Raw genomic sequence first — 13,149 nt, forward strand, 5'->3', positions numbered from 1 at the left:
CTCAGGGGCAAAATGTCTGAAAGCAGTGTAATAAAAAAAGCCCCGTGGGTGAATCCTCACGGGGCTTAAAAGATTAAAAAGCGTGCGACTTTCTGCGTCAGATCATGTTACCGGTAAAATAACCCTGACGGATTAGGCGGCGAGCTTACTCGAACTCGTTCCATGAGCGGCCGTCACGGGTGATCATCGCCACCGACGCAACCGGTCCCCAGGTCCCTGCCTGATACGGTTTCGGCGCATCGCGGTCGGCAGCCCAGGCTTCGGTGATGGAATCCACCCATTTCCACGCCTCTTCCACTTCATCACGGCGGACGAACAGCGCCTGGATACCGCGCATGGTCTCCAGCAGCAGACGCTCATAAGCATCGGCCAGGTGCGTCTGGTTGAAGGTCTCGGAGTAGCTCAGATCCAGCTTGGTGATCTGCAGATTATGCTTATGGTCGAGGCCCGGCACTTTGTTCAGCACCTGGATATCCACCCCTTCGTCCGGCTGCAGACGAATGGTCAGCTTGTTCTGCGGCAGCTCCTGCCAGGTCTCTTTAAACAGGTTCAGCTCCGGAGTTTTGAAGTAAACCACTACCTCAGAGCATTTGGTCGGTAGACGTTTGCCGGTGCGCAGATAGAACGGTACGCCGGCCCAGCGCCAGTTATCGATATCGACGCGGATAGCCACGAAGGTTTCGGTGTTACTGGTTTTGTTGGCGCCCTCTTCTTCCAGGTAGCCCGGCACTTTTTTGCCCTGGGCAAAGCCGGCGGTGTACTGGCCGCGAACGGTTTTCTCACGCACGTTGGAGCGATCAATGCGGCGCAGGGATTTCAGGACCTTGACCTTTTCATCACGGATGCTGTCGGCGCTGAGATCGGACGGCGGTGACATGGCAATCATGCAGAGGATCTGCAGCAGGTGGTTCTGGATCATGTCGCGCATCTGCCCGGCCTGGTCGAAGTAACCCCAGCGCCCTTCAATACCCACCTCTTCCGCGACGGTGATTTCGACATGGTCGATAGTGCGGCAGTCCCAGTTATTGACGAACAGAGAGTTGGCAAAGCGCAGCGCCAGCAGGTTGAGGACCGTCTCTTTACCGAGGTAGTGGTCGATACGGTAGACCTGGCACTCTTCAAAAAACTCGCCGACCTGGTCGTTGATTTCACGCGAGGTTTCCAGCGAGGTACCCAGCGGTTTTTCCATCACCACGCGCGCAGGCTTGGAATTGAGCTTCGCTTCGCCCAGACCTTTGCAGATCGCGCCAAAGGTGCTCGGCGGCATGGCGAAATAGTTGATGGTGACACGGTTCTGTTGATCCAGCATCTCACCCAGACGCGTGAAGCCGCTGGTGTCATTGACGTCAAGATTACAGAACTCCAGGCGTCCGCTCAGGGAATCCCACAAACCCTCATCAATTTTTTCCTTCATGAAGGTTTCCAGCGCTTCGCGCACGACTTTGGTGTAAGCCGCTTTATCCCAATCGGCACGGCCGACGCCAATGATGCGGGTGTCGGCGTGGATCTGGCCCGCTTTTTCAAGCTGATACAGGGAAGGCAACAATTTACGTCGCGCCAGGTCGCCCTTCGCGCCGAAAATGACCAGGTCGCATGCCTGGGCCGTTTGCGTTACCGCCATGTCATTCTCCTCAGTTGATAGTCTGGTGCTTCTGCCAGGCTATATTTGTAATTTTCTTACACTGCACTGTACTGTGTTTACGTATTTCCCGAAAGCCTTCCCCTTCGTTTGCGGCGGTAAAACCGCACAGGGTGAAAACATTCGGCGATGATTTGGGCATCTGGCTGATATTGTTCGTTGTTTGTACCTGTTTCAGGTCAGTAAAATACGACTCTGATCATGTAATGAAAAAAAACAACATTATTTCACGTCATTCCTCACCGCTTGCGCTTGCGGAGGGGTATATTCTTGCTAAAACGCCCGATGATTTCACCCATTAATGAAATCGTTTCCATTGATGAGCGCCCTGTTACTAATGAACATGCTGGAAAAAATCCAGTCCCGACTGGAACACCTTAGCAAATCTGAACGCAAAGTGGCGGAAGTGATCCTCGCCACCCCCGCGCAGGCCATTCATTCGAGCATCGCCGCCCTCGCCCTTGAGGCCGGGGTGAGCGAACCGACCGTCAATCGCTTCTGCCGCAGTCTCGAAACCCGCGGGTTTCCTGATTTTAAACTGCACCTTGCCCAGAGCCTCGCGCACGGCACGCTCTATGTTAACCGGAATGTTGATGAAGACGACAGCGTTGAGTCATACACGGGAAAAATATTCGAATCGGCCATGGCGAGTTTAGATCAGGTCCACCATTCTCTCGACATGTCGGCGGTGAATCGCGCGGTGGATCTGCTGACTCAGGCCAAAAAAATCGCCTTTTTCGGCCTCGGTTCCTCGGCGGCGGTCGCCCATGATGCGATGAACAAATTTTTCCGCTTTAACGTGCCGGTCATCTATTCCGACGACATTGTCCTGCAACGCATGAGCTGTATGAATTGCGATGACGATGATGTGGTGGTGATTATCTCGCATACCGGAAGAACCAAGAGCCTTGTGGAGCTGGCGCAGCTGGCCCGTGAAAACGATGCCATGGTGATCGCCCTCACCTCCGCCGGTACCCCCCTGGCCCGGGAAGCCACGCTCGCCATCACCCTCGATGTGCCGGAAGATACCGACATCTATATGCCGATGGTCTCCCGTCTCGCCCAGCTGACCGTCATCGACGTATTGGCGACGGGGTTTACGCTGCGTCGAGGGGCAAAATTCAGAGATAACTTGAAGAGGGTCAAGGAAGCGCTGAAGGAATCGCGTTTTGATAAAGAACCGTTCGTACCCAGTGATAATCAATAAAAGTTGATAACAAGCAGTACCCCATTACACCTTCGATAACGATCCGGCTGTGCGACGTTGCAGGCTGGCGCTACCGAATCCATGTTCACGCAACACCAAAGTTGTATCAGTCAACGGAGTATTACATGTCCAGAAGGCTTCGCAGAACCAAAATCGTTACTACCTTAGGCCCAGCAACTGACCGCGATAACAACCTGGAAAAAGTTATCGCCGCGGGCGCAAACGTAGTGCGTATGAACTTCTCTCACGGCACCCCGGAAGATCATCAGCTCCGTGCCGACAAAGTGCGTGAGATTGCGGCAAAACTGGGCCGTCACGTGGCCATCCTCGGCGACCTCCAGGGACCAAAAATTCGCGTATCGACCTTCAAAGAAGGCAAAATTTTCCTCAACGTCGGCGATAAATTCCTGCTCGACGCTAACCTTGGTAAAGGTGAAGGCGACAAAGAGAAAGTCGGGATCGACTACAAAGGCCTGCCGGCGGATGTCGTGCCGGGCGATATCCTGCTGCTCGACGATGGTCGCGTGCAGCTGAAAGTCCTCGAAGTTCAGGGGATGAAAGTGTTCACTGAAGTGACCGTCGGCGGTCCGTTGTCTAACAACAAAGGGATCAACAAGCTGGGCGGCGGCCTGTCTGCCGAAGCGCTGACCGACAAAGACAAGGCCGATATCGTCACCGCCGCCAAAATCGGCGTCGACTACCTGGCGGTCTCTTTCCCGCGCTGCGGCGAAGACCTGAACTACGCCCGTCGCCTGGCGCGCGATGCCGGCTGCGATGCGAAAATCGTCGCCAAAGTTGAGCGTGCGGAAGCGGTCTGCGATCAGGATGCGATGGACGACGTGATCCTCGCCTCCGATGTGGTCATGGTTGCGCGCGGCGACCTCGGCGTCGAAATCGGCGATCCAGAGCTGGTGGGTATCCAGAAAGCGCTGATTCGTCGTGCCCGTCAGCTGAACCGTTCCGTCATTACCGCCACCCAGATGATGGAGTCGATGATCACCAACCCGATGCCGACTCGTGCGGAAGTGATGGACGTGGCCAACGCCGTGCTGGATGGCACCGATGCGGTGATGCTCTCTGCGGAAACCGCTGCCGGTCAGTATCCGTCGGAAACCGTGGCCGCGATGGCGCGCGTGTGTCTGGGCGCCGAAAAAATCCCCAGCCTCAACGTTTCCAAACACCGTCTGGACGTCCAGTTCGACAACGTGGAAGAAGCGATTGCCATGTCGGCGATGTATGCCGCCAACCACCTGAAAGGCATCACGGCCATCATCACCATGACCGAATCGGGCCGCACCGCGCTGATGACCTCGCGCATCAGCTCCGGTCTGCCGATTTTCGCCCTTTCCCGCCACGAGCGCACCCTGAACCTGACCGCACTCTACCGCGGGGTGACCCCGGTGTTCTTCGACAGCCAGAATGACGGGGTAGCCGCTGCGCACGATGCCGTCAATCTGCTGCGGGACAAAGGCTACCTGGTCTCTGGTGACCTTGTGGTCGTTACCCAGGGTGACGTGATGAGCACCATCGGCAGCACCAACACCACCCGTATCCTCACCGTCGAGTAAGCCTCGGTGTCGACCTGCCAGCGATGCGCTGGCAGGTTTTTTTTTGCCCACTATCTGGCAGATTACACCACCCAGCTCAACAACAGCGTCGCGGCGATCACCGTCGACGCCCCGCCGATCCGCGTCGCAATCTGGGCAAACGGCATCAACCCCATCCTGTTTGACGCCGAGAGGATGGCCACATCTCCGGTTCCTCCAAGGCCGCTATGGCAGCTGGTCACGATAGCGGCTTCCACCGGATACATATTCAGGCGAGTAGCGATAAAGAAACCGCTCAGCGCCATGGCAATAACGATGGAGCCGCAAACCACGACGTAGCCAATGGAGAAGACCGAGACCACGCTCTCCAGCGGCACATACAGCATGCCCAGGCCGATCATCAGCGGCCACACCAGCGCGGCGGAGACAAACTTGTAGCAGCTGTGCGCCCCCAGCTCCATCGCCGCCGGGATAACGTTGGTATATTTGCAGAAGACGGCCGCCAGAATCATCAGCACCGGCCCGGGAATATGCACCACCTTCTCCAGCAGACCACCGACGATGAAAAATGCACAAATCATCAGCAACCCGGCGCCCATCAGCTGAAAATCGGTGGGCTGGGTACTCTGATGTTGCGCAAAGACGCTATTATCGTCATGGCTGCGGATCAGCATCCCATTGCCGGAGAGCGCCGGACGACGTGCGCCCATGCGCGCCAGAAAACCAGCGCAGATAATGGCGAAAATATTCCCAACCACCGCGGCCGGCGCCAGCTGGGCAACATAGACATCAGGTGTTTGCCCGAGAATGGCCGAATAAGCCAGCGACAAAGGCAGGATCCCTTCGCCAATGCCGCCGCCGATAATCGGCACGATGATAAAAAAGAAGGTGTGGTAAATACTGTAGCCAAATAAGCTGCCCACCAGCAGGCCGGTTAATATTGCCGCCCCGGTCCCGGCCACCAGCGGGACAAACATACGCACCATCCCCTGGATCAGAATAGTGCGGTTCATTCCCAGAATACTCCCGACAACCAGGCAGGCGATGACGAAATAGAGGAGATTGGCCTCCTTCATCAGCAAATGCACGGTATCGAGCGTATGGGCTTCAAACACGCCAAAGTAGACCAATACTGAGGGCATCATCAGGCACAATATGGCCGGCCCGCCAATGTCTTTTAGTACTGGCACCATGCGGCCAATCTTAGCCAGCGCGAATCCCAGGGTCATAATGACCGCCAGTCCGCCAATCATATTTTTCGGCAGCAGGCCCGCGCTCGCAGAGAGCGCGACGATCGCAGCGATACCAATAAAGAGCGTTAACGGTACGGCACCAACGTCGATATTGGATAAAAGTCGTGTCGATTGGCCGTTCGGTTGCGTTTTATCTATCGGGTGGTTGAGTGAATTATTTTCCATATTTTTACCTGAATGATAAGGAGGTAGCGTAGGGTAGTAACGCAATATTAAAATTTGCGTAGCAACATAAATGAAATAGCACTAAACACCGGCTCACCAAAATACGCTCAAAACGGTAGCACAGGCGTTTAAAACAAAAAATGACAAACGGATTTCTTCTGTTGGCTTTGTGACTAAACTATAAAATTGATTTTAAGTAATTTAATTTATCGTCATAAAGCTAAAGTTTTCATCAATGGTGAAATTTAAATGCCTTAGATACAACCCCATGATTTAACCCTGTTTTCTTTATTTGTAAGTAAAGTATCCGAGACGAAATTATTTAAAGGCAGGCGACTGTGATGACTATCACCTTTTAAATATTACGGGATCGCTAGATTGGCGACACAACAACCCGATAAAATATGTCAGGACATCTTATGCCTTCACTACTCTTACAATCTCTTTTCCCATTGGTATTTATCATGCTGCTGGGATGGCTTAGCGGTAAACTAGGCTATACCCGGCGCGAGGATGCCTCCGTTCTGGCCACGGTGGTGATCCGCTTTGCGCTTCCGTTCCATCTTTTTATCGGCGCGTTAAATACCCATCCCGATAAAATTAAAAACTTCACCTTTATGGCGGTGTTAGTCATTGGCCTGATGGGGTCCTATTTTCTCACGCTGCTGATCTCACGCTATGTTTTCCGTCATGATATTAAAACCAGCGCGATTCAGTCGCTGGTTTGCGCCTTCCCCGATATGGCCTACTTTGGCGCGCCCGTTCTGGCGGTACTGATAGGTCCGGAGGGTTTTCTCGGCGTGCTTATCGGAAACCTGGTGACCAGCGTATTGATGATCCCCCTGACTATTATCCTGATTCGCATGGGAGACAAGCACCGGAGCGTGGATGAACCCCAGCTTCACGCCGGGCAGCTGATCCTGCAAAACCTACTGAAGGCCGTGAGAAACCCCATCGTCTGGATCCCGATTTCCGGCGTATTGCTCAGCCTGGCGGGAGTCCAGCTGCCGCATATGCTCAGTATGCCTATTGAAATGGTGGGTAAAATCGCCGGCGGTCTGTCACTGTTCGCCCTGGGACTGCTGTTTTACGGCGAACGCCCGACGGTCAATATTCAAACCTGTACCAATATCAGTATCAAAAATCTGATCCAACCGGCAATGATGGCCCTGGCCGGACTGGCCTTTGGGCTCAGTCATACCTTAATGCAACAGGTTATTATCATCGGCGCGACGCCTTCCGCCATCGCGGCAGGGATGTTTGCGCTGCGCAGCGATACCTATATTGAGCCGGCCTCATCCTCTATTTTGCTGGGTACCGCCATCGGCGTCGTCACCGAAGGCATCATGATTTATCTCATTTCGTAATCACGGAAATAAAACACCAAGACATCAGGCAATGTTTTAATTTGATATTCAGGAGTCATCCAATGTTAGCCACAGAAACCTTATACACTCCCTATAACGGTGCCGTCCTGCTGGAAAATCCGTTATTAAATAAAGGCCTTGCTTTTACCGAAAGTGAACGCACGGCATTTAATCTTCAGGGACTGTTACCCCATAATGTTGAAACCATTGAAGAACAAACCGAGCGCGCATGGGGCCAGTTTTGCCAGTTCAAAAAGAGTATTTCGCGCCATATCTATCTCAGGAATATTCAGGATACTAACGAGACATTATTCTATAACCTGCTGCGTAGTCATATGAAAGAAACGCTGCCGGTGATCTATACCCCGACGGTGGGTGAAGCGTGTGAACATTTCTCAGAAATATATCGCCGGGGACGCGGTTTGTTTATTTCCTGGCCCAACCGTCACCAGATTGACGAAATGCTGCAGGGATTTTCCCGCAATGATATCAAAGTCATTGTCGTGACCGATGGCGAGCGCATTCTGGGGCTGGGCGACCAGGGGATTGGTGGCATGGGGATCCCCATTGGCAAACTCTCGTTATATACCGCCTGCGGGGGCATTCACCCGGCATCCACGCTGCCTATCATGCTAGATGTCGGCACCAACAACCCGCAGCATCTGGAGGATCCGCTGTATATGGGCTGGCGCCATCCGCGCATCAGCGACGAGCAGTACCTGGAGTTTATGGACATGTTTGTCCATGCCATTCAGCAACGTTGGCCGAATGTATTACTTCAGTTTGAAGACTTTGCCCAAAAGAATGCCACGCGACTGCTCAACCGCTATCGTCACCAGCTGTGCTGTTTTAACGATGATATCCAGGGCACCGCCGCCGTGACCTCAGGGACGCTGATCGCCGCCGCGGCCGCGGCCGGGACGCCGATCCGCGACCAGCGGGTAGTTTTCCTTGGCGGCGGTTCGGCCGGATGCGGCATTGCGGAAAAAATCATTGCGCTGATGGTGGATGATGGGCTTTCGCAGGAGGAAGCGCGCCGCCGTATCTTTATGGTTGACCGCTTTGGCCTGCTGACGGATGAGATGCCCAATCTGCTCGATTTTCAGCGCGACCTCGTCACGCCGCGAGCCAGTATTGCCCACTGGGATACCGAGTCCGCCCAACTGTCGCTGATGGATGTCGTACGCAACGTCCACCCTACCGTACTGATTGGCGTGTCTGGCCAGCCGGGGTTATTTAGCGAAGAGATAGTGAAGGAGATGCATCGGCACTGCCCGCGTCCGATTATTATGCCGCTCTCTAACCCCACCTCCCGGGCCGAAGCCCAGCCGAAGGATTTGCTGGAGTGGACCCGGGGAAGCGCGCTGATCGCCACCGGCAGCCCGTTCGAACCCGTCTTCTACGACGGCAAAACCTACGATATCGCTCAGTGCAACAACGCCTATATTTTTCCCGGTCTGGGGCTGGGGATCCTCGCCAGTAAAGCGCAGCGCGTCACGGAAGCGATGCTGATCACCTGCAGTAAAACCCTGGCAGCCCACTCGCCTTTGGCGAGCCGTGAAACCGGTGCTTTACTGCCGCCGGTTGAAGAGATCGAAATGATTTCCCGGGCTATTGCCGCAGAGGTCGCTCGCGCCGCGCAGCGGGACGGCGTTGCGCCGCAGATTGACGAGGCACAGCTGGCGGCGAATATCGATAAAACCTTCTGGCGAGCGCGCTACACCGCCTATAAACGATCGTCATTCTGATCGTCATTGCTCCGCTCATCTTACGGGAGGCCGGCTGGCTTCCCGCCACACCGGGGAACCACGCATGTTCAATGTGCTGATCGTCGATGATGATCCCATGGTAGCCGACCTGAACCGGCTGTTTATCAGCCGGGTAGCTGATTTTCACTGCTGCGGGGTGGCGGCGACGATCGGCGACGCCAAAGCGATGCTAAGCCATCTGGCGCAGGTCGATCTACTGCTGCTGGATGTCTATATGCAACAGGAGAATGGCCTGGACCTGCTGCCGGCGCTTCGCGCAGATGGGCGGAATATTGACGTCATCATGATGACGTCTGCCGCCGATACGCTCACGCTACAAACGGCGCTGCACTATGGCGTGGTGGATTACCTGATTAAACCGTTTCAGTTTCCGCGCTTTGAGGAGGCCCTGCAGGCATGGCGCAAAAAGCGTGAGGTGACGCAGGCGAAATCCTGTTATGCCCAAGCGGATATCGACACCCTGCTGCGCCGCGGGATCCCGCAACAGGAAAGCGCCCGCCGCCTGCCGAAAGGGCTGACGCCGCAAACCCTTCGCCTGGTGTGCCAGTGGATTGACGACCATCAGGCGCGCGATTTTTCGACAAACGAGCTGGCGGCGGCGCTGCAGATATCCAGGGTGTCATGCCGTAAATACCTGATTTGGCTGGAGCAGATAAACGTGCTCTTCACGACCAATCACTACGGTATCACTGGCCGCCCGGAGTATCGCTACCGGCTTGTCGTCGAGAACCTGATGTTACTGACGCAATATAGCCAGTGAGCCAGGAACGCCCACTGGCTCTCTTTTAGACTACTTCTTTGGGAACAGCTCTTTGCGTTTGTAGGGCTCGATTTCACCCGGCTTGCGCGTTTTCAGCAGCTTCAGGATCCAGGTGTACTGCTCGGTGTGCGGCTTAACAAACACTTCCACTTCTTCGTTCATCCGCCGGGCGATCGTCGTATCGTCTGCGTCCAGCAGGTCGTCCATCGGCGGGCGGACCAGCACCGTCAGGCGATGCGTTTGGCCATCATAGACCGGAAACAGCGGTACGACGCGGGCGCGGCATACCTTCATTAAACGGCCAATCGCGGGCAGCGTCGCCTTGTAGGTGGCAAAGAAATCCACAAATTCACTGTGCTCAGCGCCGTGATCCTGATCGGGCAGATAGTAACCCCAGTAGCCCTGGCGCACCGACTGAATAAACGGTTTGATCCCGTCGTTGCGCGCGTGCATACGCCCGCCAAAACGACGGCGCACGGTATTCCACACGTAATCAAAGACCGGGTTACCCTGGTTGTGGAACATCGCCGCCATCTTCTGCCCACCGGAGGCCATCAGCATCGCCGGGATATCCACGCCCCAGGCATGCGGAACGAGGAAAATCACTTTCTCGTTATTACGCTGCATCTCGTCGATGATCTCTTTCCCCTGCCAGTCGACGCGGGCAAGGATTTTCTGCGGATCGCGCAGGCCCAGCTCGGCCATCATCACCATCGCCTGCGGCGCCGAGGCATACATGGCGTCGATGATCGCTTCCCGTTCGTGCTCGCTTTTTTCCGGAAAACAGTAGAGCAAATTAATCTGCGCCCGGCGCCGCGAGCTTTTCGCCAAACGCCCTACGAAGCGGCCGAGTTTTCCGAGGATCGGATCGCGAAAGGAAGGCGGCGTCAGCGCGATGCCTGCGAAGGCAAAGACGCCCAGCCACGCGCCCCAGTAGCGCGGCAGTAAAAAGGATTTCTCAAACTTAGGGATAAACTCAATATTATTTTTTTTCGTTTCCATGCCCAATCCGCAGGTCGACTGCTTAATCAAGATAATGGGATAGTGTAGCGAGACGTTAGGTAACCTACAAAAGAAAAAGCCGGCGCCCTGGGGCACCGGCTTTCCACTGACCGGTGGTTAGTCAAACCGCAGCTGCGGGACGACCTCTTTGACCTGCGCCAGGTAATCGGTACGGTCGGAACCGCTCAGCCCTTCGGTACGCGGCAGCTTAGCCGTCAGCGGGTTGACCGCCTGCTGGTTGATCCACACTTCATAGTGCAGGTGCGGCCCGGTAGAACGGCCGGTATTCCCCGACAGCGCGATACGATCGCCGCGCTTCACTTTCTGCCCCGGTTTCACCAGCAGCTTACGCAGGTGCATATAGCGGGTGGTATAGGTGCGACCGTGGCGGATAGCAACATAATACCCGGCAGCGCCGCTGCGCTTGGCCACTACCACTTCGCCATCACCCACTGCCAGCACCGGCGTCCCCTGCGGCATCGCGAAATCGACGCCACGATGCGGCGCGACGCGCCCGGTGACCGGATTCAGACGACGCGGGTTAAAGTTAGAGGAAACGCGGAACTGACGCGCCGTCGGGAAGCGCATAAAGCCTTTCGCCAGCCCCGTCCCGTTACGATCGTAGAATTTGCCGTCTTCGGCACGGATAGCATAGTAATCCTTACCGTCGGAGCGCAAACGCACGCCCAGCAGCTGACTTTGCTCGCGCTTGCCGTCGAGCATTTCGCGCGACATCAATACCGAGAACTCGTCGCCTTTTTTCAGCTTACGGAAATCCATCTGCCACTGCATGGCCTTGATCACCGCGCTGATTTCGGTACTGGTCAGGCCGGCATCGCGCGCGCTGGAGACAAAGCTGGCGCCGACGGTGCCCTTCAGCACATTGTTGACCCAGTCGCCTTTCTGCAGCTCGCTGCTCATTTTAAAACCGTTGTCCACACGGGTATAAGTGCGGGTTTCGCGGCGGGACATCTCCCAGGTCAGGCTCTGCAGATCGCCGTCCGCGGTCAGGGTCCAGGAGAGCTGCTGGCCAATCTTCAGATTACGCAGCTCTTTATCGGCGGAGGAAAGCTGGGCGATATCGCCCATATCGATACCGTACTGGTTCAGGATGCTGCTGAGCGTATCGCCAGTCGACACCACATATTCATGACCGCCGGCATCGGTATCGGCCTTCTCGTCGAGTTCATCCTGAGGAATGGCTTCTTCTTCCTGCGGGGCCTGGTCGATCGGCTCGGAGGCTTCCGGCAGCAGGGAACGGATCTCGCTTTTTTCCAGTTCAATGGTTCTGACGATGGGGGCGGATTCCGGGTGGTAAATGTAGGGTCGCCAGACGGCGACCGCTAAGGTAAGAACGCTAAGCGACCCCAACATGACGCGATGAGGTCGTGGCAGATTGTTGAATGCCTGAGTGACAGCGCGGGCTATCTGTTGCACGTATTCACTTCCTCGTTAATCTCCTTTCAGGCAGCTCGAATACTGATTCGCCAGCTGGGTCAGGAATTGCGGGTAACTCGCTTTACCCAACGTAATTCCAGTACCCAGCGGATCCAGGGTTCCCATGCGCACAGACGTGCCCCGGGCAACAGCTTCGATAACCGCTGGCCTGAACTGTGGCTCAGCAAAAACGCACGTGGCCTTCTGCTCAACCAGTTGTGTTCTGATTTCGTGTAAACGCTGCGCACCAGGCTGTATTTCAGGGTTGACGGTAAAGTGCCCCAGCGAGGTCAAACCGTAGTGTTTTTCAAAGTAACCGTAGGCGTCATGAAAAACGAAATAGCCCTTCCCTTTCAGCGGTGCCAGCTCATTGCTAACCTGCTTGTCAGTCGCCGCCAGCGCGGCCTCGAACTGCTGCAGGTTGCTGTCGAGTTTGGCTCGACTCTGCGGCATAAGTTCTAATAATTTATCGTGGATTGCAACCGCCGAAAGCCGCGCTATCTCTGGGGATAACCACAGATGCATATTGTAAATACCGTGATGGTGATCGCCGTCACTTTTTTCTGCTGCGCCGTGGTCATGACCATCATGATCGTCATCGTCATCCGCCCCGGTCATCAGCAGCGGCTTCACCCCTTCCAGCTCCGCGATGGTCACCTTTTTATTCGCCGCAATGCTTTGCGTCGACCTATCCATAAAGGCTTCCATTTCCGGCCCAATCCATACCACTAAGTCTGCGTTCTGTAAGCGTTTTACATCAGAAGGCCGCAGTGAATAGTCATGCTCTGAGGCGCCGTCGGGCAATAGCACCTGAGTATCTGTCACCCCATCGGCGATGGCGGCTGCGATAAAGCCCAGCGGTTTCATGGAAGTCACTACGGCGGCGCTGGCCAGCGGAACCTGCGCGAACAAAAAAACAGCGCCAAGTCCAGCGCAAAGAAGCGTATTTTTATGTAACATAATGCGTCTAGTCATCGAAACGAGTGAATGTGATGTGATATTA

11 protein-coding genes are annotated in these 13,149 nt (G+C 55.3%); 5 read left to right on the forward strand and 6 right to left on the reverse strand.

The features are described from left to right. Window positions 1-145 precede the first annotated feature (145 nt). Together zwf and HMPREF3096_RS29705 are read right to left on the reverse strand one after the other, a co-directional pair. Window positions 146-1,621 (reverse strand): glucose-6-phosphate dehydrogenase, encoded by a 1,476-nt coding sequence (gene zwf / locus HMPREF3096_RS20670; protein WP_023322898.1) that lies wholly within the window; start codon window positions 1,619-1,621, stop codon window positions 146-148. Between the two features lie 10 nt (window positions 1,622-1,631). Continuing rightward, window positions 1,632-1,781 (reverse strand): hypothetical protein, encoded by a 150-nt coding sequence (locus tag HMPREF3096_RS29705; protein WP_004145554.1) that lies wholly within the window; start codon window positions 1,779-1,781, stop codon window positions 1,632-1,634. Window positions 1,782-1,940: 159 nt separating this feature from the next. On the opposite strand from HMPREF3096_RS29705, the gene HMPREF3096_RS20675 reads away from it, so the two are divergent. Beyond that, on the forward strand, window positions 1,941-2,846 hold the full coding sequence (locus HMPREF3096_RS20675; protein ID WP_162493240.1) for a MurR/RpiR family transcriptional regulator: 906 nt from the start codon (window positions 1,941-1,943) through the stop codon (window positions 2,844-2,846). Window positions 2,847-2,971: 125 nt separating this feature from the next. Further along, a complete protein-coding gene (gene pyk / locus HMPREF3096_RS20680; protein ID WP_002911440.1) occupies window positions 2,972-4,414 on the forward strand; it encodes a pyruvate kinase in 1,443 nt (480 codons plus the stop codon). A gap of 62 nt (window positions 4,415-4,476) precedes the next feature. Here pyk and HMPREF3096_RS20685 read toward each other — a convergent pair whose 3' ends face one another. After that, entirely contained in the window at window positions 4,477-5,811 is a 1,335-nt protein-coding gene (locus tag HMPREF3096_RS20685) for a 2-hydroxycarboxylate transporter family protein (RefSeq protein WP_012967679.1), read from the reverse strand. 419 nt (window positions 5,812-6,230) lie between these two features. Here HMPREF3096_RS20685 and HMPREF3096_RS20690 point away from each other — a divergent pair, with 419 nt between their 5' ends. From HMPREF3096_RS20690 to dcuR, 3 genes are all read left to right on the forward strand, one after another. Next, entirely contained in the window at window positions 6,231-7,178 is a 948-nt protein-coding gene (locus tag HMPREF3096_RS20690) for an AEC family transporter (RefSeq protein WP_023322899.1), read from the forward strand. A gap of 62 nt (window positions 7,179-7,240) precedes the next feature. Then, a complete protein-coding gene (locus tag HMPREF3096_RS20695) occupies window positions 7,241-8,926 on the forward strand; it encodes an NAD-dependent malic enzyme (protein WP_012541252.1) in 1,686 nt (561 codons plus the stop codon). Between the two features lie 64 nt (window positions 8,927-8,990). Then, on the forward strand, window positions 8,991-9,707 hold the full coding sequence (dcuR, locus tag HMPREF3096_RS20700) for a two-component system response regulator DcuR (RefSeq protein WP_008804254.1): 717 nt from the start codon (window positions 8,991-8,993) through the stop codon (window positions 9,705-9,707). A 30-nt stretch (window positions 9,708-9,737) separates the two neighbouring features. Here dcuR and lpxM read toward each other — a convergent pair whose 3' ends face one another. The 3 genes from lpxM to znuA all read right to left on the reverse strand — a co-directional run bounded on the left by lpxM (window position 9,738) and on the right by znuA (window position 13,106). Beyond that, complete coding sequence (gene lpxM / locus HMPREF3096_RS20705; protein ID WP_008804253.1) at window positions 9,738-10,709, reverse strand: lauroyl-Kdo(2)-lipid IV(A) myristoyltransferase; 972 nt, start codon at window positions 10,707-10,709, stop codon at window positions 9,738-9,740. 117 nt (window positions 10,710-10,826) lie between these two features. Beyond that, on the reverse strand, window positions 10,827-12,146 hold the full coding sequence (mepM, locus tag HMPREF3096_RS20710; RefSeq protein WP_012541251.1) for a murein DD-endopeptidase MepM: 1,320 nt from the start codon (window positions 12,144-12,146) through the stop codon (window positions 10,827-10,829). Between the two features lie 15 nt (window positions 12,147-12,161). Beyond that, on the reverse strand, window positions 12,162-13,106 hold the full coding sequence (gene znuA / locus HMPREF3096_RS20715; protein WP_008804251.1) for a zinc ABC transporter substrate-binding protein ZnuA: 945 nt from the start codon (window positions 13,104-13,106) through the stop codon (window positions 12,162-12,164). Window positions 13,107-13,149 lie beyond the last annotated feature (43 nt).

This window comes from Klebsiella sp. HMSC25G12, assembly GCF_001807705.1.
Taxonomy (GTDB): Bacteria; Pseudomonadota; Gammaproteobacteria; order Enterobacterales; family Enterobacteriaceae; genus Klebsiella; species Klebsiella variicola.